Source organism: Polaribacter huanghezhanensis (genome assembly GCF_030444335.1).
Lineage (GTDB): Bacteria > Bacteroidota > Bacteroidia > Flavobacteriales > Flavobacteriaceae > Polaribacter > Polaribacter huanghezhanensis.
The window spans coordinates 52,273-76,586 of the sequence record NZ_CP128595.1; the positions used below are offsets into that span (position 1 = coordinate 52,273).

The 24,314-nt window shown below is 30.7% G+C and carries 24 protein-coding genes; 10 read left to right on the plus strand and 14 right to left on the minus strand.

Annotated features, from left to right (window positions below):
• The 7 genes from KCTC32516_RS00250 to KCTC32516_RS00280 form a co-directional block, all read right to left on the minus strand.
• Window positions 1-819, minus strand: a complete 819-nt coding sequence (locus KCTC32516_RS00250; RefSeq protein ID WP_301401039.1) for a DUF4349 domain-containing protein — start codon at window positions 817-819, stop codon at window positions 1-3.
• Window positions 820-836: 17 nt separating this feature from the next.
• Entirely contained in the window at window positions 837-1,787 is a 951-nt protein-coding gene (menA, locus tag KCTC32516_RS00255; RefSeq protein WP_301401041.1) for a 1,4-dihydroxy-2-naphthoate octaprenyltransferase, read from the minus strand.
• 5 nt (window positions 1,788-1,792) lie between these two features.
• Window positions 1,793-2,182, minus strand: a complete 390-nt coding sequence (locus tag KCTC32516_RS00260) for an SPOR domain-containing protein (protein ID WP_301401043.1) — start codon at window positions 2,180-2,182, stop codon at window positions 1,793-1,795.
• A gap of 11 nt (window positions 2,183-2,193) precedes the next feature.
• Window positions 2,194-2,973, minus strand: a complete 780-nt coding sequence (locus tag KCTC32516_RS00265; protein ID WP_301401044.1) for a (Fe-S)-binding protein — start codon at window positions 2,971-2,973, stop codon at window positions 2,194-2,196.
• Window positions 2,974-3,161: 188 nt separating this feature from the next.
• Window positions 3,162-4,478 carry a 4Fe-4S dicluster domain-containing protein gene (locus tag KCTC32516_RS00270; protein WP_301401045.1) on the minus strand — a complete coding sequence of 439 codons (1,317 nt, stop codon included), beginning with the start codon at window positions 4,476-4,478 and terminating at the stop codon, window positions 3,162-3,164.
• 113 nt (window positions 4,479-4,591) lie between these two features.
• Window positions 4,592-5,557 carry an MlaD family protein gene (locus KCTC32516_RS00275; RefSeq protein WP_301401047.1) on the minus strand — a complete coding sequence of 322 codons (966 nt, stop codon included), beginning with the start codon at window positions 5,555-5,557 and terminating at the stop codon, window positions 4,592-4,594.
• A gap of 55 nt (window positions 5,558-5,612) precedes the next feature.
• The gene (locus tag KCTC32516_RS00280; RefSeq protein ID WP_301401049.1) at window positions 5,613-6,734 is read right to left on the minus strand and encodes an N-acetylmuramoyl-L-alanine amidase family protein; all 1,122 of its coding nucleotides are present in this window, start codon (window positions 6,732-6,734) and stop codon (window positions 5,613-5,615) included.
• A 47-nt stretch (window positions 6,735-6,781) separates the two neighbouring features.
• Here KCTC32516_RS00280 and KCTC32516_RS00285 point away from each other — a divergent pair, with 47 nt between their 5' ends.
• Window positions 6,782-9,439: a putative LPS assembly protein LptD gene (locus KCTC32516_RS00285; RefSeq protein ID WP_301401051.1), complete on the plus strand. Its 2,658-nt coding sequence runs from the start codon at window positions 6,782-6,784 to the stop codon at window positions 9,437-9,439.
• Window positions 9,440-9,541: 102 nt separating this feature from the next.
• A complete protein-coding gene (locus KCTC32516_RS00290) occupies window positions 9,542-9,922 on the plus strand; it encodes a Rid family detoxifying hydrolase (RefSeq protein ID WP_301401054.1) in 381 nt (126 codons plus the stop codon).
• Here the strand turns inward: KCTC32516_RS00290 and KCTC32516_RS00295 are convergent.
• The 6 genes from KCTC32516_RS00295 to KCTC32516_RS00320 all read right to left on the minus strand — a co-directional run bounded on the left by KCTC32516_RS00295 (window position 9,915) and on the right by KCTC32516_RS00320 (window position 18,817).
• Window positions 9,915-10,277: a methylglyoxal synthase gene (locus KCTC32516_RS00295; RefSeq protein WP_301401057.1), complete on the minus strand. Its 363-nt coding sequence runs from the start codon at window positions 10,275-10,277 to the stop codon at window positions 9,915-9,917. The genes KCTC32516_RS00290 and KCTC32516_RS00295 overlap by 8 nt on opposite strands.
• An 84-nt stretch (window positions 10,278-10,361) precedes the next feature.
• A complete protein-coding gene (gap, locus tag KCTC32516_RS00300; protein WP_301401059.1) occupies window positions 10,362-11,360 on the minus strand; it encodes a type I glyceraldehyde-3-phosphate dehydrogenase in 999 nt (332 codons plus the stop codon).
• 10 nt (window positions 11,361-11,370) lie between these two features.
• Complete coding sequence (gene pfkA, locus KCTC32516_RS00305) at window positions 11,371-12,357, minus strand: 6-phosphofructokinase (RefSeq protein WP_301402769.1); 987 nt, start codon at window positions 12,355-12,357, stop codon at window positions 11,371-11,373.
• 63 nt (window positions 12,358-12,420) lie between these two features.
• Entirely contained in the window at window positions 12,421-13,503 is a 1,083-nt protein-coding gene (locus tag KCTC32516_RS00310) for a phosphotransferase enzyme family protein (RefSeq protein WP_301401061.1), read from the minus strand.
• The gene (locus KCTC32516_RS00315; RefSeq protein ID WP_301401063.1) at window positions 13,503-14,405 is read right to left on the minus strand and encodes a sugar phosphate nucleotidyltransferase; all 903 of its coding nucleotides are present in this window, start codon (window positions 14,403-14,405) and stop codon (window positions 13,503-13,505) included. Before KCTC32516_RS00315 ends, KCTC32516_RS00310 begins: the two co-directional genes overlap by 1 nt.
• A 2-nt stretch (window positions 14,406-14,407) precedes the next feature.
• Window positions 14,408-18,817, minus strand: a complete 4,410-nt coding sequence (locus KCTC32516_RS00320; protein ID WP_301401064.1) for a translocation/assembly module TamB domain-containing protein — start codon at window positions 18,815-18,817, stop codon at window positions 14,408-14,410.
• A 204-nt stretch (window positions 18,818-19,021) separates the two neighbouring features.
• Here KCTC32516_RS00320 and tsaD point away from each other — a divergent pair, with 204 nt between their 5' ends.
• Together tsaD and KCTC32516_RS00330 are read left to right on the plus strand one after the other, a co-directional pair.
• Window positions 19,022-20,050 carry a tRNA (adenosine(37)-N6)-threonylcarbamoyltransferase complex transferase subunit TsaD gene (gene tsaD / locus KCTC32516_RS00325; protein WP_301401065.1) on the plus strand — a complete coding sequence of 343 codons (1,029 nt, stop codon included), beginning with the start codon at window positions 19,022-19,024 and terminating at the stop codon, window positions 20,048-20,050.
• A gap of 34 nt (window positions 20,051-20,084) precedes the next feature.
• Window positions 20,085-20,306 (plus strand): LapA family protein, encoded by a 222-nt coding sequence (locus tag KCTC32516_RS00330; protein WP_301401066.1) that lies wholly within the window; start codon window positions 20,085-20,087, stop codon window positions 20,304-20,306.
• A gap of 56 nt (window positions 20,307-20,362) precedes the next feature.
• Here the strand turns inward: KCTC32516_RS00330 and KCTC32516_RS00335 are convergent, their stop codons facing one another.
• The gene (locus KCTC32516_RS00335) at window positions 20,363-21,163 is read right to left on the minus strand and encodes a S1/P1 nuclease (RefSeq protein WP_301401067.1); all 801 of its coding nucleotides are present in this window, start codon (window positions 21,161-21,163) and stop codon (window positions 20,363-20,365) included.
• Between the two features lie 124 nt (window positions 21,164-21,287).
• Between KCTC32516_RS00335 and KCTC32516_RS00340 the strand changes: the two genes are divergently transcribed.
• The 6 genes from KCTC32516_RS00340 to KCTC32516_RS00365 all read left to right on the plus strand — a co-directional run bounded on the left by KCTC32516_RS00340 (window position 21,288) and on the right by KCTC32516_RS00365 (window position 24,252).
• Window positions 21,288-22,148: an SPFH domain-containing protein gene (locus tag KCTC32516_RS00340; protein ID WP_301401068.1), complete on the plus strand. Its 861-nt coding sequence runs from the start codon at window positions 21,288-21,290 to the stop codon at window positions 22,146-22,148.
• Window positions 22,149-22,340: 192 nt separating this feature from the next.
• A complete protein-coding gene (locus tag KCTC32516_RS00345) occupies window positions 22,341-22,499 on the plus strand; it encodes a hypothetical protein (protein WP_301401070.1) in 159 nt (52 codons plus the stop codon).
• A 2-nt stretch (window positions 22,500-22,501) separates the two neighbouring features.
• Entirely contained in the window at window positions 22,502-22,660 is a 159-nt protein-coding gene (locus KCTC32516_RS00350; RefSeq protein WP_301401071.1) for a DUF4177 domain-containing protein, read from the plus strand.
• A complete protein-coding gene (locus tag KCTC32516_RS00355) occupies window positions 22,660-23,172 on the plus strand; it encodes a hypothetical protein (RefSeq protein ID WP_301401072.1) in 513 nt (170 codons plus the stop codon). Before KCTC32516_RS00350 ends, KCTC32516_RS00355 begins: the two co-directional genes overlap by 1 nt.
• A complete protein-coding gene (locus KCTC32516_RS00360; protein WP_301401073.1) occupies window positions 23,162-24,082 on the plus strand; it encodes an alpha/beta fold hydrolase in 921 nt (306 codons plus the stop codon). The genes KCTC32516_RS00355 and KCTC32516_RS00360 overlap by 11 nt, the downstream gene beginning before the upstream one ends.
• A gap of 2 nt (window positions 24,083-24,084) precedes the next feature.
• Window positions 24,085-24,252 carry a type II toxin-antitoxin system antitoxin gene (locus tag KCTC32516_RS00365; protein ID WP_301401074.1) on the plus strand — a complete coding sequence of 56 codons (168 nt, stop codon included), beginning with the start codon at window positions 24,085-24,087 and terminating at the stop codon, window positions 24,250-24,252.
• Window positions 24,253-24,314: the final 62 nt, after the last annotated feature.

Below are 24,314 nucleotides of genomic sequence, written 5' to 3' on the forward strand. Positions count from 1 at the left end.
TTATTTTGTGCTTAATCTTCTTTTTCTAAGATAGAAAAATAGAAGGAACAAAATAATGATAAAAGGCCAAATATGTATCAAATACAAGAAGAAATCTTTTACATTTTCGAATCCTGTTTTAAATGCTTTCGTAATTTTACCGATAAAACTTGTTTCACTTGCAGAAATTTGCTTGTAAAAAGTAATGCTTAATGTTGAAAAAGAAACTTGATTTTGCAAGTATTTTAATCGCCCTTCTGTAGCTTCTATATCGGCTCTTAATTTCCCTAATTCTCTTTCTACATCTAAAATTTCTCTAACAGTTTTTGCTTTTTTTAGAATTTCTAAATATTTTAATTCTAACGCTTTTTTTGTTTTTAACCTTGCTTCTACATCTAAAAACTGTTCTGTTACATCAGAAATTCGAATGTTTTTTGAATCAAATTTTTTAACTCCTTTTGCGATTTCATCTAAAATTATATCAAATTTTTCTGCAGGAATTCGAGTTGAAATTGTAGCACTAATTCTGTCGCTAGATTTGTATTCGTTATCACTTGCAATATAACCGTTGTATTGATTTACTAAATCAATGATGGTTTTTCTGGTCTTATCTAAGTCTTTCGTTTCAAAAGAAACATTTCCTGTTTTAATTAGTTTTCTTTGAGTATTTGCCTCATTTTGATTTGATTTAGATTGTTTTAATTTTTGGTCTGCTACTACTGACTTTCTTGAAGCTGCAGCATCGTATTGCATCATTTCGTGTTCTGCTGCTCTTTCTTGATTTGTATTACAAGAAATCATCAATAAAAAGAGACTTAAAAATAGCATTATTTTTTTCATGTTGGTATTCATTTAAGTTATAAAACCTGTCCTAATCCAAAAAGAATGCCAAAGAGAAAAGTGCTTAAAGCTACTTTTTTTAATTCGCCATCTAAATCGGCTTCGTTGGTGTTTTTCATCACAAAAAGAAGGTGTTTTATCAATGGGAAATACGCAATCAAAAACAAAAACTGCATCGGATTTTTATATTGAATCACAACATATAAAAATGCAAATAAGAACGAAGCAATAATCAAAACAGAATGATACTGCTTTGCTAATTCAATTCCAATTTTAACAACCAACGTATTTTTGCTAACTTTTTCATCATTTTCCCAATCACGCATATTATTCAAATTCAATACTGCTGTACTTAACAATCCGATTGAAAATGCTGGTAAAAAAATTATAAAATTAATTTCTTTGGTAAACAAAAAATAAGAACCAACAACGCTTAACAACCCAAAGAAAACAAAAACAAAAACATCTCCAAATCCGCTATAACCGTAAGCCGATTTACCAACTGTATATTTTATGGCTGCTGCAATTGATGCAATTCCTAATAAGAAAAACAAAATAGAATATCCAAAATCATCTTTTCCGAAGGCAACATAAATCAAAGTCAACGCAACAATTAAAGTAATCATTGTGGTAAGAATCATTGCTGATTTCATCTGTGTTGGAGAAATTGCTCCAGAAGCTACCAATCGTTTTTCTCCTGTTCTGTTGTCGTCAGCTCCTTTGATTCCGTCTCCATAATCATTGGCAAAGTTTGATAAAACCTGAAAACCAATGGTTGTTAAAATAGCCAACCAAAAAATTGATGACGTATAAATTGGAGGTGCTCCAATAGAAATTGTTGTGTTAAAAAGACTTTCTGAGATTCTAAATGTACTATCATTATTTCCTAAAAAACTTCCAACAATAATTCCAGAAATAGATAACGGTAATGTTCTTAACCTAGCAGCTTGAATATATTTTTTAATCAAAAGAATTATTTAAATTTTAACGCTTTTCTTATCTCAACTTTTTGACCGTCTTTAACCGCTTGTATAAAAGCTCCAGAATATGTATTTCTCAAATTTTTTCTTGCTTTTCTAGCTTCTTTGTAGGTTTCAAAAGCACCTAACCTGTATTTAAACAATCCATTTTCATTTGAAACTACAACATTCTCAATTGCAGCGAATTTTTGATTTTCTTTTGAAAAAGCCCCAATCTGTACACTAAAAACCAAAGGCTGTTCTTTTACTTCTTCTTCAACAACCTTAACAGGCGCTTCAACTTCTTTAACAGGAACAACAACCTCTTTCTCTTTAGGAGTTTTATCTCCACAAGAAATGAATACTAAAAATAAGCTTACTAAAACTACTTGTATTGTCTTCATATCTTTCTATTTTATAATTGATTTGCTTGCGCGATAAGTTCTGCAATATCTAATACAGCAACTACTGCTTCTTTTTCTTTAAATTTAATACCGTCTGTCATCATTGTATTGCAATACGGACAACCCGTTGCAATAATTTCTGGTTGTGTTTCTAAGGCGTCTTCTGTTCTTAACACGTTAATGTCTTTATCACCTTTTTCTGGTTCTTTAAACATTTGCGCTCCGCCAGCACCACAACACAATGCCGTAGATTTATGGCGTTTCATCTCTGTCAAATTAACACCCAAACGTTTTATTAAATCTCTTGGGGATTCATATTCGTCATTACCTCTTCCTAAATAACAAGGATCGTGATAAGTAACTTTTTTATCTTTTAAAATTGAATCATTAATTTCTAATCTTCCGTCTGCGATTAATTTTTTGATGTATTGTGTATGATGAAAAACTTCATACTTTCCTCCTAAACTCGGATATTCGTTTTTCAGCGTATTAAAAGAATGCGGATCACAAGTAACAATGGTTTTTACTTCGTAGGCATTTAGCACTTCTATATTTGTAACAGCTTGCATTTGAAACAAGAATTCATTTCCTGCTCTTTTTGCAGCATCACCAGTAGAACTTTCTTCGGTTCCTAAAACAGCAAAGTCTACTTTTGCTTGATGCAGAATTTTTACAAAAGCACGCGTGATTTTTTTAGCTCTATCATCAAAACTTCCTGCTGCTCCAACCCAAAACAATACTTCCGGTTGTTTTCCTTGAGCCATCATATCTGCCATTGTTGGTACTATCATCTTCTTTAATTTTGAGTTGTTAGTTTTAAATTTTGAGTTCTTTAACTAATCATTAAAAGCTCAATATTTTTAATTGTCCTCGATACTATTTTTTCCATTCGTCAAAAATCACTCGAACAGACATTTATTATAAAAATCAATTGACAATGAATCACTGTTAACTGATCATTGAACACTGATTCCTGAATTTATTCTTCGTCTTTCCAGTTCAATCGATCTTGTTGATTGTATTGCCAAGGCGCTCCGTTATTTTCGATGTTGGTCATCATCGCATTTAATTCTTGTGGAGCAGCACTTTCTTCCATCACCAAATATCTTCTCATATCAATAATAATTGATAATGGGTCTATATTTACAGGACATTCCTCAACACAAGCATTACAACTTGTACACGCCCACAATTCTTCTGGAGAAATATAATCGTTTAATAATTGTTTCCCGTCGTCTTTAAAAGTTCCGCCGTTGGCATCAATATTTGCACCAACTTCTTCCATTCTATCACGCGTTTTCATCATAATTGCTCTTGGCGATAATTCTTTTCCTGTAAGATTTGCCGGACAAGCAGATGTACAACGACCACATTCTGTACACGTATACGCATTCATTAATTGCACCCAATTTAAATCGGTTACATCAGAAGCTCCAAATTTTTCAGGAACCTCATCTTCTGCTCCTTCAGCAGGCGCAGCGTAAGGATCGGCACTTGGATCCATCATTAACTGTACTTCTTTTGTTACGGCTTCTAAATTATCTAATTGTCCTTTTGGTTGCAATTTTGCGTAAAACGTATTTGGAAACGCTAATAAAATATGCAGATGTTTAGAATAATATAAATAATTTAAAAATGATAAAATTCCCACAATATGAATCCACCACGCTATTTGCTCAATAATATGCAACGTTTCTGGTGAAAGGCCGTTTAATAATAGATAAACAAATTGACTAATTGGATTTCCAATTCCTGCTTCTTGAAAAGTGATGTCCGAAGCGTTCATCACAATAAACAAAGTCATTAAAACCATTTCGAAATACAGAATAATATTTCCATCATTCTTTGGCCAACCAGTCATTTCTTTATTCCAAAAACGCTTAATTCTGATCACATTTCTACGAATCCAAAAGACCGTTACTGCAACAAATACAATGGCTGCTAAGATTTCAAAAGTTCCGATTAAAAAACCATAAAAAGCATCGCCAAGAAGTGGTTGAAAAACTCTGTGTGTTCCAAACAATCCATCGATAATAATTTCTAAAACTTCAATATTAATGATGATAAAACCAAGATACACAGCAACGTGTAAAATTCCAGAAACTGGACGACGAACCATTTTGTATTGTCCCAAAGCAATTTTTGTCATGTTTTTCCATCGCGCAAGTTTGTAATCTGATCTATCTACCTCTTTACCTAAGTTGATATTGCGAATTAATTTGCGAATATTCTTTACAAAAAAACCGATTCCGACTATCAGTACAAGTGCAAAAATAATGTTTGGTAGGTATTGCATATCTATTTATTTGGTCCGTTTATTTTTTTTGATATTCTATTGATGTTCGTCATCAGAAATTAGCTAAAAATAGTAATTTAGAGTTTCCACTTTTTTCTTAAAGAAAAACAGCTTTAATTACTGGTTTCGTTTTTTGCATTTTTTTTAGGATCATAAGGCACAGCTCTTTTTCCGAATAAAGAAAAGTGTACAAAACGTTTTGGGTTTAATTTCATTTCTCTAATCAACTCTTCCAATTCTTTAGACATATTGGTTAAGTTATTATACATCGCATCGTCTTTTACTAATTTTCCTAATGAGCCTTCTCCTTTTTGGATTCCAACCATTAATAAATTCACATAATCTAAAGATTCTTGTGCTTTTTTAATGGTTAAACCAATGTTTGCATTGACTAAAGTATCAGACAATTTCATTAAATTTTCTGTGATAACTCTGGTATTATCAAACGTATTTTTGATTCCGACTTTACTAGAATCTAATAATTGATTTACAGAACCTAAAGTTTTTCTAAAATCTGTAATGGTTTGCTCTAATCCTAAAATACTATTGTTTAAACTTTTTCTAGCTTTAACATCTAACGTCTGATTTAATCCTAATAATAAAGAATCCGCACTAACAATTACGTTTTCTAATTTTGCTTGAAGCGGATTTAACTTTTCTCCCACAGTTGAAAAAATATCTGATTCCACTTCTCCTTTTAAATAATCTCCATCAACAGCAGCATCGCCTTCATATGATGGAATAATTGCTAAAGATTGACCTCCCATTAAACTGGCACTATAAATTTTTGCAATGCTATTTTTTGAAAACTGAAAATCATTTTCTACCAACAACTCTACAACTAATTTTCCTTTTTTATCTGGACTTGAATTGAACTTTATATTAACAACACTACCAACCTGTAAACCATTAATAGTGACAGCACTAGACTTTTTTAGACCTTGTATATTATTATATTCTACGTAAAAATAGCGTTGATTCTTTGAGAAAATATTTTCTCCTTTTAAAAAGTTAAACCCCCAAATAAAAAGAGCAATAACTACAACTGCAACAAATCCCGTTTTTAGTTCTCTAGACATACATTCTTATTTAAGTAACAATATTACTAATTATTTTTTGGAGATTATACCTAAATCACCTTGTTTTTAATGCTTGTTTTACTGAAATTTTTTCACCATCCTTAAAAGCGGCAATAAAGGCAGATCTATATCCTTTCTTTTTTACTCTTTTAAGTAGTGACTGTATATTTTTATAATTGGTTGTTTTGCCATAATAATACTTATAAAACCTTCCCACTTTTATACTTTCTACATCTTTTAATCCTTTAAAATTGTACGCTTTTGTCGCTATCTTTTTTCTGCTAGAAGCAATCTGAATTTTATACTCAACCTGAGTTGTTTGTACTACATCTTTAGGCTCTACTACAACTGGATATTTATCCACAGAAACAACATCAACGGTGTTTATTTTTAATTGATTCACAAAAGAAACAATAGAACTCGCAATGTTTTTTGCCATTGCTTGTTGCCCACTTCTAGAATTTAAAAAACGTCCTTCTTTTTTATTGGTTAAGAAACCTAATTCTACTAACACACTTGGCATAATGGTTTCTCGTAATACTTGAAAATTATCCATTTTTACATATCTGTTGTGGCGATTTAATTTGGTAACAAGATTGTTCTGAATGAGGCTTGCCAATTGCAAACTTCGATCTAAATTTTCTTCTTGTAACAACGACAAGCCAATGACAGATTCAGGCGAATTTGGATCGTAATTATAATTTTGTTTGTAATCTTTCTCTAACAAAATCACACTGTTTTCTCTTTTTGCTATTTCTAAATTTTGCCGATTTCCTCTTGCCCCCAACACAAAAGTTCCAATCCCATAAGCATTTGTAGTATGAGAATCACAATGAATAGACACAAACAAATCTGCTTTTATCCTATTGGCAACACTTCCACGTTTCCACAACTCTATAAAAACATCTTTTTTACGTGTAAAAACAACCTTAATGTCTTTTTCCTTTCCGATGATTTTACCAACTTCTAATGCTACTTTTAAAGCGATATTTTTTTCTCGATAACCGTTGCCAATATTTCCTGGATCATGACCTCCATGACCAGCATCTAAAACAATTGTGTATGTTTTTTTTTGCGCAAAACTAAATTCTGATGCACTTAAAAAAAATAAGCTGCATATAAAAAGAGTAAAAAGCTTCGTTTTATGATTATATTTAAGGTGTTCTACTATTGGCATCAATATTTTTACTTAATTTTGGCTTTTCAAATTTGGCACTTCAACAATTGAAGTATATTTTTACATTTGTCACAAAAATAGCATTAAAAGCATTGCAATCAAACATACCACACATACTTTTATTTAGCTTCCTTAGCCTTTTTTGCTTACAAAATGGTTTTGCTCAAGATATAAAACCAAAAACCAAACCAATTCCACTTCTTAAAGATAAAAAATCTTCCTTAAAAAAGGACAGTCTTTTGCTAAAGAAAAAATTAGACACCGTTAAAATTGATACGATTGTTAAACCTAAAAGCGCTATTGAATCAAAAATAACACACAATGCTTTAGATTATATTTTACAAAATGCGAAAACAAAACAAATTGAATTGTACAATCAAGCACACGTTACTTATGAAGATATCGATCTAAAAGCGGGTTATATTTTAATCGACAATAAAAAAAATACTCTTTTTGCTAAAGGAATAAAAGATAGTTTAGGGTATACGCAAAGACCTGTTTTTAAACAAGGTTCTCAAGAATCTGAGCAAGATTCTATTTTGTATAATTTTAAAACAAGGCGCACTCTAATTTACAACATCAAAACCAATCAATCTGGAATGATTACCTATGGCGAAAAGATGAAAAAAGTAAATGATTCAACTATTTTTCTAAGAAATATAAAATTTACAACTTCAGATAAAATACACCCAGATTATTATATAAAAAGCAGAAAAGCAAAATTAGTTCCTGGTAAAAAAATTATCGTCGGGCTTAGTAATTTGGTTGTTGCAGATGTTCCAACACCCATTGCAATTCCCTTTGCTTATTTTCCAATGACAGACAAAAGAGCTTCTGGTTTTATCATTCCAACTTGGGGACAAACAAGTAGTCAAGGTTATTTTTTACAAAATGGTGGTTATTATTTGGCTTTAAACGATTATTTAGACATTTCTTTGATGGGAGATGTTTATACCAATGGAAGTTGGGGTTTGCGATCAGAATCTAGCTATGTTGTGCGGTACAAATACAATGGTAATTTTAGTTTACGCTACGAAAACTTAATTAGAAGTGTAAAAGGTTTTGATGATTATAGTAAATCAGCTAACTTTAATGTTCAGTGGTCTCATAATCAAGATGTAAAATCAAATCCGAATGCACGTTTTTCTGCTTCTGTAAACTTAGGAAGCAGTAAATATTTTAGAGAATCTTTAAACGAAGTAAATAGCAATGATTTCCTAACAAACACCTTAAGTTCTTCCATTTCTTATTATAAAAAATTCGTTGGAACACCTTTTAATTTAAACGCTACTGCAAGCCATTCTCAAAATACAAATACACAAAAAATTACAATGACGTTGCCTTCTTTACAAGTGAATATGGATAGAGTTTATCCATTTGCTGGTAAAGGTGGAATAAAGAAAAATGCATTACAAAAAGTTGGTTTGAATTATAGTATGAAAGGAGATTACAGAATTAACACTGTAGATTCTCTCTTTTTTAAGCCTGAAATGTTTAAAACTGCTAAAGCTGGCGTACAACATACAGCATCAGCAAATACAAATATGAAAGTATTAAAATACTTCACCTTATCGCCAAGTGCAAATTTTAAAGAAGTTTGGAACTGGGATTATATCAACAGATATTATGATGCAACATCTGGAACCGCAATTAAAGATACCGTTAGAGGTTTTAAAAGCTTTAGAGAATATAGCGCAGGTGTTTCTTTAGGAACTACTATTTATGGTCAATTCAATTTTAAAGGAAGATTAAAATCAATACGTCATACAATGAGACCATCAATTACTTATGGATATCGGCCAGATTTTGCAGACAAATACAATCAACAAGTACAGCAAAGTATAGATCCTACAGATATTTTAACCTACTCGCCTTTTGAAAACGGAATTTACGGAAGCCCTGGAGCTGGTTTATCAAACTCAATCGGAATTAACATCAGTAATGTTTTAGAAGCCAAAATAGCCTCCAAAGATTCTTTAGACACCGAAGACAAAAAAATAACCTTGCTAAACAATTTAAACTTTAGTACCAGTTACAACATCGCTGCGGATAGTTTAAAATGGAGCCCTGTTTCTATGAATGCCGGAACTCGCTTTTTTAAAGATAAATTGTCTATCAATTTTGGAGCCACATTAGATCCTTATCAAATTGACACAAAAGGAAATAGAATTAATAAAATTAACAGCAGCATATTTAGATTGACAAGCGCAAACATTTCTGCCAATGTTTCATTTTCTAGTAAAGATTTTGAGAAAAAGGAAAAAGCAACATCTAACAATACAAATCAAAATCAGTTTGGGTCTTCTTCTACAAACACAAAAAACAAGAACAATAAAGACGTAAAAGAAACCAAATTGTACAACGCAACAATTCCTTGGAATATTAATATTGCATATGCTGTAAATTACTCTAATTATGGCATTTCAAATAGCGGAATTGGTTCTAACTCTTTAATGTTTAATGGCGATTTAGAATTATCCCCAAAATGGAAAGTAAGATATAGTTCTGGGTACGATTTTAAAAATAAAGGTTTTACCTATACTCGTTTAGGGTTTACAAGAGATTTAGATAGTTGGAGTTTTAATTTTGATTGGTCTCCATTTGGCACCAACAAATCTTATTATTTTAGAATTGGCGTAAACTCAAGTATGTTAAGCGATTTAAAATGGGATAAACGGAATTTACCGGATAGATTGTTGTTTTAGGAATTAGGAAAAAATAAAATTTTAAACCCAAATTACGACAATAAGATTAAACTTTGTATCTCAAAAAAAAAATGACCCTTTGAACCTAAAAAAAATAAAAACATGAAAACAATCATTACAACAACAAAAGCTCCAGCGCCAATTGGGCCATATAATCAAGCGACGTTAGTTGGAAACACTTTATATACTTCTGGTCAGATTGCAATAAACCCTGCAAATGGCGAATTGGTTTTAGATGATATTTCTACAGAAACTAAACAAGTTATGGAAAATGTAAAAGCCGTTTTAGAAGCTGCAGAAATGACTTTTGAAAACATTGTAAAAACTTCTATTTTTATTTCTGATATGGAAAATTTTGGAGCAATTAATACAGTGTACGCAACGTATTTTAACGAAGCAACTGCACCTGCAAGAGAAACTGTAGAAGTTGCCAATTTACCTAAATATGTAAATGTAGAAATTAGTGTGATTGCTGTTAAATAGCTTTAATTAATAAATCTGCAGTTGCAGGATTTGTTGCCAAAGGTACATTGTGCACATCACAAATTCTTAACAACATTATAATGTCTGGTTCATGCGGATGTTTTGCATGTGGATCTCTAAAAAATAACACCATATTACATTTACCTTCTGCAACTCTACTTGCAATTTGTGCATCACCTCCAATTGGTCCTGATAAAAATTTAGTAACTTTAAAACCCGCCTTTTCTGCTTTATCCCCTGTATTTCCTGTAGATACAAGATTAATTCTTTTTTGTAAAAGAGCCTCTTTGTGCTCATTTAAAAACTGAACCATCTCTGCTTTTTTACCATCGTGGGCAATAATTGCTATTTCCATATAAAAATTTAATTATTGTTAAAAATAAAAAAAACCTGACAGAAAAAATACTATCAAGCTTTGTATATTTTAAATTTATTTCTTTTAAGATAGTGAAGCAGCATGCTCTACTAAATCTACTATTTTTGTTGAATATCCGATTTCATTATCGTACCAAGAAATTACTTTTACAAAATTGTCATTTAACGCAATTCCTGCATTGGCATCAAAAATAGAAGTTCTTGTATCTCCAACAAAATCTTGAGAAACAAGCATTTCTTCAGTATATCCTAAAATTCCTTTCATTTCGTTTTCAGAGGCAAATTTCATTGCTTTTTTAATTTCTTCATACGAAGTTGATTTCTCTAATCTTACTGTTAAATCAACAACAGAAACATCCATCGTTGGAACTCTAAAAGCCATTCCTGTTAATTTCCCATTCATTTCTGGAATCACTTTTCCAACTGCTTTTGCGGCTCCTGTAGAAGACGGAATGATATTATGCAAAGCTGCTCTTCCTCCACGCCAATCTTTTAATGATGGACCATCTACTGTTTTTTGTGTTGCCGTTGTAGAATGAACAGTTGTCATTAAACCTTCTACAATTCCAAAATTATCATGCAATACTTTTACAATTGGCGCTAAACAATTTGTGGTACAAGATGCATTCGAAATAATGGTGTCTTCTTTTGTTAATTTATGATGATTTACGCCCATTACAAACATTGGTGCGTCTGGTGATGGCGCAGAAATAACTACTTTTTTTGCTCCGCCAATAATATGTAAGTTTGCTTTATCTTTTGATGTAAAAAACCCTGTACATTCTAGTACATAATCAGCTTCAACTTCATTCCATTTTAAGTTTTCTGGATTCCTTTCTGCGGTAACTCTGATTTCGTTTCCGTTCACAATTAATTTTCCGTCTTTAACGTCAACTTCTCCATTAAACTTTCCATGTACAGAATCGTATTTTAACATGTACGCTAAATAAGCTACATCCAATAAATCATTAATTGCAACAACTTGCATATTTCCTCTTTCAACGGCTTTTCTAAAAGCCAATCTTCCTATTCTACCAAATCCGTTAATTCCTATTTTTATCATTTATTTAGTTTTATGTAGACATAATATCAGAAACTCTTAAAAGTTCTTGATCTATAATATGTCCACCTTTTATTGCTTCTTTAAGTTCTGTAGTAATGACTTCGTTGTCTTTTAAACCAACCATGTAATTACTTTTATTTTCTAATAATAATTCTACTGCTTTTACTCCTAATCTACTTGCTAGTACTCGATCAAAACAACTTGGAGAACCTCCTCTTTGCATATGACCCAAAACTGAAACTCTTACTTCATATTCTAGCAAATTATCTTCTACATACTTTGCTAATTCGTACACATTTTTACCAGATTTATCACCTTCAGCAACAACAACAATACTTGATGATTTTCCTGAATTTTTACTTCTTTTAAGTGATTCTAACATCCTTTCTAATCCCAAGTTTTCTTCAGGAATTAAAATCTCTTCTGCCCCTGCTCCAACGCCAGCGTTTAAAGCGATAAAACCAGCATCTCTCCCCATCACTTCAACAAAAAATAATCTGTTGTGCGATGAAGCCGTGTCTCTTATTTTATCAATTGCTTCTACAGCTGTATTTAATGCGGTGTCGTAACCCAACGTATGTGAAGTTCCAAAAATATCATTGTCTATAGTACCTGGAATTCCGATTACTGGAAAATTAAACTCTTCATTAAAAATCATTGCTCCAGTAAAAGACCCATCACCACCAATTACAACAAGACCGTCAATATGGTTTTTTTTTAAATGTTCAAAAGCTGTTTTTCTGCCTTCAACGGTTCTAAAATCTTTTGATCTGGCCGTTTTAAGAATAGTACCTCCTTTATTAATAATGTTATTAACCGTTCTCGCTTTTAGTTCGATAAAATCGCCTTCAATCATTCCTTGAAAACCGCGATAAATACCAACACATTCTTTTTTATAATATGCACAAGTTCTAACAACAGCTCTTATTGCTGCATTCATTCCTGGAGAATCTCCTCCAGAAGTCATTACTGCTATTTTTTTTATTTCTTCCATAATCGAACTTACGAAGTTAAGAAATAAAAACTACTTTTTAATAGATTTTTAAGAGTATAAAAATCACTATTGAGCTTGTATAAACTCTTTTATTTTAAAGAACTGTTGGGTGATTTTTTTTACAAAAACAAATTGATTCGTTGCCCTATCTAAATTATGCTTTTGATAGGTTGTTTTAAAGTAACTATCATTGTTTAAATAATCTGTTAAAAAACGCATTCCCATAATAAAAGGCAACACTTTTATACTTATTGGCAGTAAATTTATTTCTTGCTTTGTTGCACTTTTACAAGTTTGAAAAAAACCTTCTGTGTAACTTTTAAAAAACTCGAAATTAAATCCAATTTTAGTTGTATTTATTTCATCTTCATCTGCAGTATTACAAAGCGTTCTAATTGCATCGCCGTAATCGAAATGCAAAACGCCTTGCATTACGGTATCTGTATCAATTAAACACAGCGCTTTATTTTCTTTTGAAAATAAAATATTTGAAATTTTAGTATCATTATGTGTTACTCTTAACGGTAATTTATTTTGTTGAATTGCGATATCAATTTCTTGCATCTCTTCGATATGCTCTTCTATAAAATGAATCAATTCTTTAGATTGATTTATTTTTTTTTCTGATGCATGTTGAAGCGCTTTTTTAAATTGATGATACCGTACAGTTACAGAATGAAAATCTTCTAAAATAGTGGTGATTTTTGCACTATCAATATCTTTGGTCAATTCTAAAAACTCGCCTGTTATTTTACCCGCTTCAAAAGCAATTTGAGTATTTTCAGCTTTTAAAAACGTTACTGATTCTTCGATAAAAATGGAGGCATTCCAAAAATTACCATTTGCATCTTCATAAAAAAAAGTACCATCTTTTGCTTTTACAAAACACAATACTTTTTGTTGAATTTCTTTTTGAGGTAAATACTTTAACTTTTGCTGTAAATGATTGCTAACAAAAATTTTATTCCCTATTAATTTTTTCGCTTTCTTAAAAACAATATTGTTTATTTTTTGTAAAACGTACTGTGGTTTTTGTATTGTCTTAATTAAAAAAGTATCATTAATATGTCCAGAATTTAGTTCTTGGAACGATTCAAATTCAGATTGAATTTCAAATTGATTAATGATGCTTTTCAATACGTTTTCCATTACCAAAGTTTTGGCGGATAAACAGCTTGGGCAATTAAGTCTTTTACTTTATTTACAACAATTTCTTTGTCTTCTTTATAAGTAACACCCATCCATTTTGCATCGGTGCTCAATACTTTCACCTGAGCTTCATTTGTTTTTATCAAGTTGTCTACCACTAAGGGCAAAAAGAATTCTGCTTTTAATTCTTGACTACTTTCTTCTAAGAACACTTCGAACTCACGATCTAGAAAATCTAAAAAAGTGGGTGTAAACCCAAAAAAATTCATAGATACAATAGTATCTCTAGACATAATTGCTTCTTTACCTTCTTCGTTTTCAAAAACAATTTCTTCTCCTCTTTTTGTAATTGCTGTTCGTTCTATTATTTGTTGCAAATTGTTGTTTTCATCTGCAAAAGTTTCTCCTCTAGAAACACTTCCGTTATCTGACAACGTATTGTAAATTGGGTACCCAATCATTGCATAATCTGTGGATGTTTCGTCTGCGTTCTTTAAGAAAGAAATAATTGTTTCAAAAGCATCTAACCCATAAAAATCATCCGCATTAATGACACAGAAATTATCCTTAATTATGTCTTTTGCAACTAACAACGCATGTGCTGTCCCCCAAGGTTTCACTCGTTGATTGTTACTATACTTTTCTGGCACTTTAGAAGTTTCTTGAATGGCGTATTCAACTTCTACTTTATCTTTTAATTTTGCGCCAAAATCGGTTTTTACTTCTTCTAAAATATCTTTTCGTACAATAAACACCACCTTCGTAAATCCAGCTTTTATTGCATCAAATAGAGAAAAGTCCATGATGGTTTCTCCGTGTTCTGAAATCCCATCGAGTTGTTTTGTTCCTCCATATCTACTTCCCATTCCTGCCGCTAAAATTACTAGTGTAAAATCTTTCATATTTAATTTTTGCTTTTTGTTGATTTAAACTTCGTAAAACGATTTGTTTTTGCTGTTTTTACGGAGTCTTTTTCTTTTTTAATTACTTTCTTCTTTTTCAATCCTATTTTTCTAAGTAAATCAACTAAATTATTAAAATCTACTTGATATGTTAAACCGATTCCTTGCGTATAACCTTCCTCTTCTGTTGAATACTGTATTTCGTTTTGACGATTAAAAATAACGCCTCTAAAATTCCCTTTTTCGTTTAAAAGGACTTCAACTTTTACTTCTCCTACAACACTAGATTGCGTTTTAGAGCCAACTGGCACTCCAACTTTACCATTTACAACAACTCTATCAGAAATTTGTGTACCTACCGCAAAATTTACCAAATCGTCATTTATCACATTATTTACATTTGTTTTATCGGTAATTTCATAGTTTACGTTAAATTGTACTTTGCCGTCTTCGCTACTAATTAAATCTGAAACTAAATTTGATATTGCATTTGATGTTGTCCCTAAAATGGCATTTGAACTATTAAAATTAGATTTATCTGGATTATAAAATGTGTTTAACACAAGCAAAGATAAAAATTGTTTGGTTTTTTCGTTGACATCATTATCGTTTAATTTAAACTCTAACTCAGATGCAATTGTGTTGTTTACATTCGGAATCTCAATATCAAATTCTTGATTAGAGGTAAATAACCCTCCGCTAATTCTTGTAATTAAATTTACGGGTATTTTTCTGTTAGAGTTAAAATTTTCTAACAACATTGACGGATTTGCCTTTGTTGTATAAACTGCTGTAATATTTAAATCTGCATCAGACGGACTTCCATTCCATGAAATAGTTCCTCCTTTATTTACATTAAATGTTTTATTAACTAAACCCCCATATTTAAATTCATATTTTCCTTCATCAACAATAAAATTTCCATCCATTCTAAACTTTCCTCTGGTGTCAATTTCTATTTTTAAATTTCCATTACCTCTACCATTTAGCAAACTACCGTTAGACTTATCAATAACTATTTCTGCAAGTGCATCTTTAGTAACTTCTAAATTGATGTCTAGTGTTAATCCTTTTAATGCATTTAACTGAAACTCTTGAATTTCTTTGTTGGTATCGCTTTTTTTATTGCTTCTAAATTGAATCAACTTGTAATTATCTACCATCTTAATATCATTCAATGGAATTACAAATTTTGTATTAGGATTTGTAGTTGCGTTTACATCAATAAACAAGTTGTCTGTAAAGCCATAAATTCTTGCATTTCCATTGATAAAAGCCGTTCCATAATACAAAGACTCTTCTGTTTCTTTAGTGTCTAACACAACTAAATTGTTGGTTAAAATATTTAAATCCATATACCAAGATTTAAAATCCTTGTGTTTTATACTTCCACTAAAGTCTCCTCTCGTATTATATTTGGTGTCTAACAATTTTAGTTCTTCAAAAATAAACTTTTGTTGTTCTAACTTAATTTTTGTAATTCCCTCAAAATCATAATCAACATTTAAATACGGAAATAACAAACCTGCGTCTTTTAATTCTAATTCACCTTCCATGTCCGGATTTCTTAAAAATCCTGTTACCTTAAAATTCCCAGATGCTTCTCCTCTTAATTTTGATAACACATCTTGCCCTAAGGGACTAAATGCTTTTAATTGAAATTTATCGAGTGTTACTTTTAAATCTACAACGGGCCGTTGGTTTGTAAAATCTATAGAACCGTTTGCAAAAATACTTTTACGATTCGAATTTTTTAAGGTTAAATCTACCGCGTATTTTTCATAGGAATTATTTCCAACAATATTTAAATCTAAATCGCCTTGCGCAAAAGAATTGATCTTAAAATTAGAAACCGATAAGTTTCCTTTCGGACTGTATTGCCCGTCTTTTTGTAAAAAATCTAACTGTCCGTTTAAAACTCCGTTTAAAGTCAAGCTATCTATTTCTGGCAACAAACTAGCTAATTTTACCTTCTTAAAATCGATCTTTAAATCTTTTTGAGTAGAATCTTTTACAACTCCTTTAAAGGTTATTTCTTGCTCTTTTGACCTTAAATAAAAAGGGCTAAAATTAAATTCTTTTTTCTTTAAATCGAAAACTACTTTATTGTCTTTATTGTCTTGCGGATTAATTTTCCAAATATTATTTTCAAAATCGAAACTAGATTTTTGAATTCCTAATACAGATTTTTTCTCTTTATTAAACGTATAATAAAAATCCATATTAAAAACTTCATCCCTGTTTTTTACTCCAGTAAATTCTGATTTTACAAAAAGGGTATCGTTTCTTGTTTTATTAATAAGATTTAAATTATTTGCATTGATAACACTTGACGTTAGTTTTTTAACACCCAAATACGTGTTGTATAATTTATTTTTGTTGTTTACATACAGATTTACTGTATCTAAAACATTGCCGTAAACGATAACTTTTGGCGAGTTTAAATTAAATTTAAAGATGTTTTTATCAATATCAATTTCTCCGTTTAACTTGGTGTTTTTATCGATAAATATTTTAGGAAAAAACACATCAACAATTTGATTGTAAATACTAAAATCAAATTGTATAAACTGATTTGGCGCTACTTTATATGGATTAAAATTGGTGTAAATACTTCCTAAAGCATTTTGTGTGATTGGCAGCAACTCACTAAATCTAAAATTTCCTTTTAACCAGCCTTGAGCAATATCGTTCGACTCTGAATTTTTATTAATATCTATGGTTTTAATATTGTCTTTAACAGTAGATGTTACAACAAATCTTTTAAAAGCATACACTTGTTTTGGACTCGTATATTCTACGTTATTAAAAGTTGTTACTCCAACAATATCATCAAACGTATTCCCAACAATATCAAATTTTAGTTCTCCTTTTATTTTAGAAATGCTATCTCTTGTAAACAAATTGGTTTTTACCAAATCTGCATTTTCAATAATTGCAGTAAAATCGAACTTATTTACTTTTGATGAAAAATCTGCCAAACCGTTAAATCGCATTTTTAGAAACTCGTCGTTTACATTTAGATTTCCATTAAAAAGTTTGTTTTGAAATAATCCGTTTACATCCAAATCTTGATAGGTATATCCATTAAAATTTAGTTTTTTAATAACACCGATAATTCCAGTATTTATATTGTCAATTCTAAATCCTGTTCCGTTTACATCACCATTCAATGTGATTTTTCCAAAAAGTGGTTCTTTTAAGAATTTGCCAATATTAAAATTGATCAATTCAATATTCCCTTTATAATTTGCATCATCTATATTGGCAATATTTGTAAGTTTTAAATCTGCTTTTGTGGTTCCTATTTTAGAAAAAACAGCAACATTTATATCTAAATTATTTTTGTTGATAAATGTTTTTCCTTTTAATGTAAAATCTCCTAATCTTTTAAACTCTGTGGGTAAGGTTTTACCTAATAAATTGGGTAATACATTTTTTAATTCTTGATAATTTGCAGTTACGTTTTGTAAATCTCCATCAAAAGAAAACCCATTTTCTGTATTAATTGCATTTACAAATCTTAAATTTCCGTTGATTATCAATCCATTATCAGAAAAAACATCTAATTCATTTACTTTAAAATCATTTAGCGTTCCAACTAAATTTCCGTCTAAATTTAAGACATCACCTACGCCAAACTCGCCGTAAAAATTACTTAAATCTTCTAAAGAAACTCTACTCCTAGAAAAAGCTGCTTTTATTTGAACTTTATCATTAAAATATTTTAAATTTTCTCTTTTATAAGTAAAAGAAATATCTGCATTTATTTGAGAAGTTTCTGTTTCTAATACTGTTTTTTGAAACAGCATATTGGTTGTTGTATATGTAAAATCTGTTGTTAAATTGGTGACTTGCAACCCATTCTTTTCTCTAAAATACAAGCCTCTAATTTTTGCAAAAACATCTGGTCCTAGAATTTTAAAATCACTTAAACTCCCTCCAGCATTTTTAACAAAAAAAGGAATACTATCATTTTTGTTAGTATCAATCAAGTTAAAATTTAAGTTGTTTACATATATATTAGAACTGGTTAACAAGAATGGCGCTGCTAAAGAATCACTTGGCGAATTGCTATCAAAACTATCTATAAAAATGGATAAGTTATCATTTGTTTCTCCTTTGTAGGTTTTTAAATGAAAATCGACCCCGTCTAAAGAAACACTTCCTAAATTTACTTTATTATCGATTACTTTTTTTGCATTTAATAAAGAAGTGCTTAGTTTTTTTACAAAAATTAGCGTGTCGTTATGATGATCTCTAATTTCAACTCCTTTTAATCGCACCGATCCTAAAAAAGACAAATCGACTCTTTTTATAACAATATTTGTGTTGTACGATTTCTTTAAACTTTTGGTTAATGTTCTTGCCAACCTTGTTTGTACACTTGGAATTGAAAAGATAATACTCATCAAAAACAAGAATAACAGCACATAGGCTAAAAATCGTACAACTATTTTAATCTTGTTTTTAATAATCAATTTTTTATCTAAAAGTGGAATAATCAGTGAATTCTAATCAAAAATATAGCCATTCTTTGCAAAGAAAGTTGAAATTTTGATAACTATTGAATTTGAATCAATATTTTTGCAATACAATTTAAACCTTTTAACCTTTTGAGCCAAAAATCAATTTATATTTTAGGAATAGAATCTTCTTGTGATGACACGAGCGCATCTGTAATTTGCAACGGAAAAGTATTGAGTAATGTTGTCGCAAATCAAGAAATACATGCTAAATATGGCGGTGTTGTCCCAGAATTAGCGTCGAGAGCACATCAACAAAATATTGTTCCTGTGGTGCAACAAGCTTTAGAACAAGCAAATATTACTAAAAAGCAATTGTCTGCAATTGCTTTTACGCGCGGACCAGGGCTAATGGGTTCTTTATTAGTTGGCACTTCTTTTGCAAAATCGTTGGCGCTGGGTTTAGAAATTCCTTTGATTGATGTAAATCATATGCAAGCGCATATTTTAGCCCATTTTATTGAAGACTCAACCGCTAAAATTCCGCCTTTTCCATTTATCTGTTTGACAATAAGTGGCGGACATACACAAATTGTAAAAGTGACCCATCATTTTGAAATGGAAATTTTAGGAGAAACCATTGATGATGCAGTTGGCGAAGCTTTTGATAAATCTGCTAAAATTTTAGGATTGCCATATCCGGGCGGACCGTTAATTGACAAATACGCACAAGAAGGAAATCCGAAAGCTTTCAAATTTACAAAACCAAAAGTGGGCGATTTAGATTTTAGTTTTAGCGGATTAAAAACTGCTATTTTATATTTTGTTCAGAAACAAGTAAAAGAAAATCCGAATTTTATTGAAGAAAACTTGGTTGATATTTGTGCATCCATTCAGTATACAATTGTAGAAATCTTAATGGAGAAATTAAAAAATGCCGTAAAGCAAACTGGCATCAAACATATTGCTATTGCTGGTGGCGTTTCTGCGAATTCAGAAATTAGAAAACGATTGCAATTGGCAGAGAAGCATTTTGGTTGGACAACCTATATTCCGAAGTTTGAATACACCACAGACAATGCCGCGATGATTGCCATAACAGGATATTTAAAATACCTAAACAACACCTATTCTGAAATCGGAATTACAGCACAAGCTAGATTAAAAGTTACCGAATAATTTAAGTATCTTTAAATAACTAAAACTTAAAATTATGAAAACCAAAACGATTGTTTCACTTTTTTTTGTATTGATTATTGTTATTTTCTCCTTACAAAACTCAGAAATTACAGATGTAGATTTTCTTTTTTGGAAAATTTCTGTTTCTCGGATTCTAATCATTTTAGGAAGTTTTTCTTTTGGTGTATTGGTTGGTATTTTGGTTTCTATGGTAAAAAAGACAACCACAACAAAAGAGACAAAATCAGAAGCATAAAAAAAAGCGAGCTAATTTTAAGTATTAACTCGCTTTTTATTTTTATCAATTTCTTTTTATCCAAAAATATCGGTTAACACTTTTGCCAATCTAATCCCACCTTTTTGCAACTGAGTTCTTACCGTTTGAAAATGATCGTACATATAACGGTAACTTAATTTTTCTTCTGATTTTGCAGAACCGTAAATCATTTGCGCCAACCCTTTAGATTCGTTTACCCAATCAACAATAGCACCTTTTTGCAATTCTTTTACCTGAGCTTTACTTAACACATCTGTATTTGAAGCCAATTCTGTATAGGTCATATTAAAACTATCAATCATTTGACTGTCCCAAACTCTGTGCATATTTGTTCCTCTATTGAACCAATTTACTTGAAAATCGTTTCCTCCTCTATCAGTAACTCTACCAACATGCATTGGTTGATGTAAATCGCCAATTAAATGCACCAACATTTTTAGATAAAAAGCTTTGTCTGCTTTTGATGCATTTTCATCTAAAAGCACTTGCTTGCACTTTTCTATCCCAGTTACTAAATCTCCTTTCGGATTTTTATGAGAAGTTTGATACGTTTCATCATCATTTAAATTGACATAATGCCACGTATAAAAATCTCTGTATTTGCTGTCTGATTTTATATCATCTGCAAAAGTAGAAACCATTGCTAAACTTTGTCCATCTAACAATTCATTAATTTTTCGTTGTACTCTTTTAGATAAATATTTTGTAGCAATTTCTCCAACTGCTCTATGACCGGTGTTTCCCCAAACTACTTCTGTTTTGCAATCTGGTTCTGATGCAAATGAAAAATTGCTGATAAACACAAATGCCAATATCAATAAAATGTTTGTTTTCATTTTTAAGTTTTATAAATTTCGTTTGGCTAATTTATAAAAATAATACTTGATAAATTTGGAAATATCAAAAAAATACATATATCTTTGTGATATCATTTTAATATCAAAATAAAACAAATAGATTATGAGTAACGAAAAAAGCATAAAACCCGCAAACGGATATCTAATGTTCGCAGTAGTATTAGCACTATTTATTGGAGGAATTATAGCCGCAGTAAAATATGAAAATCCGGCTTGGATTTTAGTAACTGTAGTTGGTTTCATTTGTGCATTTGGATTTATCTTAGTCAACCCAAATTCATCAAAAGTAATTTTATTGTTCGGTAAATACATCGGAACCGTAAAAACAAATGGTTTGTATTGGGCAAACCCTTTGTACAAAAAAAGAACCATTTCTTTAAGAGCAAGTAATTTTGATAGCGAGCGTTTAAAGGTAAACGACAAATTGGGGAATCCAATTATGATTAGCACCATTTTAGTTTGGCGAGTAACAGATACACACAAAGCTGCTTTTGATGTTGATAATTACGAAAATTTTGTAAGAGTCCAAACTGATGCAGCAGTTAGAAAATTAGCAAGTATGTATCCGTACGATAATTTTGCAGACGAAGGAACAGAAGAAGATATTACATTGCGCTCTAGTGTAAACGAAGTAAGCGAAGCGTTAGAAAAAGAAGTAGAAGAACGTTTGTCTATTGCCGGAATTGAAGTTTTAGAAGCAAGAATTGGATATTTAGCATACGCACAAGAAATTGCAAACGCCATGTTAAAGAGACAACAAGCTACAGCAATTGTTGCCGCACGTCATAAAATTGTTGAAGGCGCAGTAAGTATGGTAGAAATGGCTTTAGAAGAATTGGGTAAAAAGAATATTGTTGATTTAGACGATGAACGTAAAGCGGCAATGGTAAGCAATTTAATGGTTATTTTATGTGGAGATAAGGATGCTTCTCCGGTTTTAAACACCGGAACTTTAAGTCATTAAAATGATTGTAGTTGTTTTAACATTAGCAGCAATTGTGATCTTTTTTATCTCACTACTACTAATCTATAGTATCTAATTAAAAAAAATGTATGTTAGGATTTCAAGTTAAAAACAAAAAAGTACTTTTTATACTATTCGTTATTTTTATAGCGCTAATTAGTATTGGAGTTTTAATTTTTGCAAATACATAAAATGAAAAATAAAAACGCAATCATCGGAATGATATTCGGAGCGGGAATCGGAATTATTTTTAGCAGTACTGGCTTAGGCTTACCTATGGGAGCTGGTGTAGGATTGGTTATCGGTTTAATACTCGATAAACAAAAGAAAAAAGAATGTAAAAAAGAATAAAAATGAAAGAATATAAAGTAATCAATTGGAAAATGGGATTGTCTAAAAACAATGAACGCTTAGAAGACACTTTAAATGAAAATGCTAAAAGTGGCTGGAGAGTAATTCATATTGGAGAACAAAATACCCGCATCGTTTTAGAAAGAGATAAAAATAGGTAATGAGAGTTTTTAAAGAAGAACAACGATTTACACAAAGCTGGCTTATTGTTTTAATAGCAATTAGTACTCTAGTGCCAATTTTTATAATTTTTAAAGAGTTTTCTAAAGAAAATACAACAATGAGTATGAGTGAATTTCTTTATTCAATTTTATTATTGCCTTTATGTGTATTGCCAATTTTTTTCTTTAAATTAAAAACAAGAATCGACGAAAAGGGAATTCATTTTCAATTTTTCCCGTTTCATTTCTCTCCAAAAACAATTGCTTGGTCAGCATTAAAAACTGCCAACACCAGAAAATATTATGCGATAACAGAATATGGTGGCTGGGGATTAAAAACCAGCTTTCTTTCAAGAAAAAAGAAAGGGATTGCTTATACTGTTTCTGGAGATTTAGGTTTGCAACTCGAATTAAAAAACGGAAAGAAAATTTTAATTGGAACACAACTTTTAAACGATGTAAATTCCGTTTTAAAAACCTACGAAGACAAAATAAGCACAGATGAAAACTAAATCTCTATACCTATTCTTATTGATTTTTTCGGTTTCGCACGGTCAATCAAAAATTACATCAGAAGAAATTCTGATACAAAACGACTCTATAGAATTACCTGGAACTTTAACGTTTACTAATACAAAAACTCCGTTGGTAATTTGGGTTCATGGTTCTGGAAATGTAGATCGAAACGGAAATCAAAGTGCCATTGTAAAAGCAAATTACATCAAACAATTTAGAGACGAAATCAACAAAAATAATATTGCTTTTTTTAGTTTTGATAAAAGAACATCGAACCCAAAAAACTTTAAATTTTTAAAAGGAATTGTATTTACAGATTTTGAAGAGGATGTAGAAAAAGTAATCACACATTTTAAAGACGATAAACGTTTTTCTGAAATTATTTTGGTTGGACACAGTCAAGGATCGTTAATTGCCATGTTGGCATCAAAAAACGCAACTAAATATATTTCTATCTCTGGACCAGGAGAATCCATAGATAAAACGATGGTAAAGCAAATTACTGCACAAAACGCTCTTTTAGGCGAATCAGCAGCAGCACATTTTAAAGAATTGAAAGAAACAGGAAGTATTAAAAATATAAATCCATTTTTATTTTCTATTTTTTCAAAAGCGAACCTTCCTTTTTTAAAATCGTGGGCAAATTATAATCCAACAGAAGAAATTAAAAAACTAACCATTCCGGTTTTAATTATCAACGGAACCAAAGATTTACAAGTAAAAGTTGAAGATGCAACTGCGTTACACCATGCAAAACCATCATCAGAATTAGTGCTTATAAAAAATATGAATCACGTATTAAAAAACATTGAAAAAGATGCCGATAATATGAAATCATATTATACTGCAGATTTTCCAATCTCAAAAAAATTAATTACAACGATTGTTGCATTTATAAAAAAGTAACCATGGCAAAAAAGAAGGCATTCGCTTTGCGGATAAATGAAGATATGATGAAAGCTATTGAAAAATGGGCTTCAGACGAATTTCGATCTACCAACGGTCAGATTGAATGGATGCTGATGCAAAATTTAAAAGAAGCCAAAAGAGAACCGAAAAAGAAAAGCGAAGAATAATATTCTTCGCTTTTTCTTTGTTAACATTTTTTTCTTTGTTAACATTTTTTTAAGAGTTAGTT

Bases quoted from the DNA above. Each gene is read 5' to 3' on its own strand.
- KCTC32516_RS00330 (WP_301401066.1), top strand. From the start codon at position 20,085: ATGAAAACCAAAACGATTGTTTCACTTTTTTTTGTATTGATTATTGTT.
- KCTC32516_RS00310 (WP_301401061.1), bottom strand. From the start codon at position 13,503: ATGGAAAACGTATTGAAAAGCATCATTAATCAATTTGAAATTCAATCT.
- KCTC32516_RS00295 (WP_301401057.1), bottom strand. From the start codon at position 10,277: ATGGAAATAGCAATTATTGCCCACGATGGTAAAAAAGCAGAGATGGTT.
- KCTC32516_RS00250 (WP_301401039.1), bottom strand. From the start codon at position 819: ATGAAAAAAATAATGCTATTTTTAAGTCTCTTTTTATTGATGATTTCT.
- KCTC32516_RS00360 (WP_301401073.1), top strand. From the start codon at position 23,162: ATGAAAACTAAATCTCTATACCTATTCTTATTGATTTTTTCGGTTTCG.
- KCTC32516_RS00265 (WP_301401044.1), bottom strand. From the start codon at position 2,973: ATGATAGTACCAACAATGGCAGATATGATGGCTCAAGGAAAACAACCG.
- KCTC32516_RS00280 (WP_301401049.1), bottom strand. From the start codon at position 6,734: ATGCCAATAGTAGAACACCTTAAATATAATCATAAAACGAAGCTTTTT.
- KCTC32516_RS00355 (WP_301401072.1), top strand. From the start codon at position 22,660: ATGAGAGTTTTTAAAGAAGAACAACGATTTACACAAAGCTGGCTTATT.
- KCTC32516_RS00290 (WP_301401054.1), top strand. From the start codon at position 9,542: ATGAAAACAATCATTACAACAACAAAAGCTCCAGCGCCAATTGGGCCA.
- KCTC32516_RS00270 (WP_301401045.1), bottom strand. From the start codon at position 4,478: ATGCAATACCTACCAAACATTATTTTTGCACTTGTACTGATAGTCGGA.
- gap (WP_301401059.1), bottom strand. From the start codon at position 11,360: ATGATAAAAATAGGAATTAACGGATTTGGTAGAATAGGAAGATTGGCT.
- KCTC32516_RS00335 (WP_301401067.1), bottom strand. From the start codon at position 21,163: ATGAAAACAAACATTTTATTGATATTGGCATTTGTGTTTATCAGCAAT.
- KCTC32516_RS00340 (WP_301401068.1), top strand. From the start codon at position 21,288: ATGAGTAACGAAAAAAGCATAAAACCCGCAAACGGATATCTAATGTTC.
- KCTC32516_RS00350 (WP_301401071.1), top strand. From the start codon at position 22,502: ATGAAAGAATATAAAGTAATCAATTGGAAAATGGGATTGTCTAAAAAC.
- KCTC32516_RS00315 (WP_301401063.1), bottom strand. From the start codon at position 14,405: ATGAAAGATTTTACACTAGTAATTTTAGCGGCAGGAATGGGAAGTAGA.
- KCTC32516_RS00365 (WP_301401074.1), top strand. From the start codon at position 24,085: ATGGCAAAAAAGAAGGCATTCGCTTTGCGGATAAATGAAGATATGATG.
- KCTC32516_RS00320 (WP_301401064.1), bottom strand. From the start codon at position 18,817: ATGAGTATTATCTTTTCAATTCCAAGTGTACAAACAAGGTTGGCAAGA.
- KCTC32516_RS00275 (WP_301401047.1), bottom strand. From the start codon at position 5,557: ATGTCTAGAGAACTAAAAACGGGATTTGTTGCAGTTGTAGTTATTGCT.
- KCTC32516_RS00345 (WP_301401070.1), top strand. From the start codon at position 22,341: ATGAAAAATAAAAACGCAATCATCGGAATGATATTCGGAGCGGGAATC.
- KCTC32516_RS00260 (WP_301401043.1), bottom strand. From the start codon at position 2,182: ATGAAGACAATACAAGTAGTTTTAGTAAGCTTATTTTTAGTATTCATT.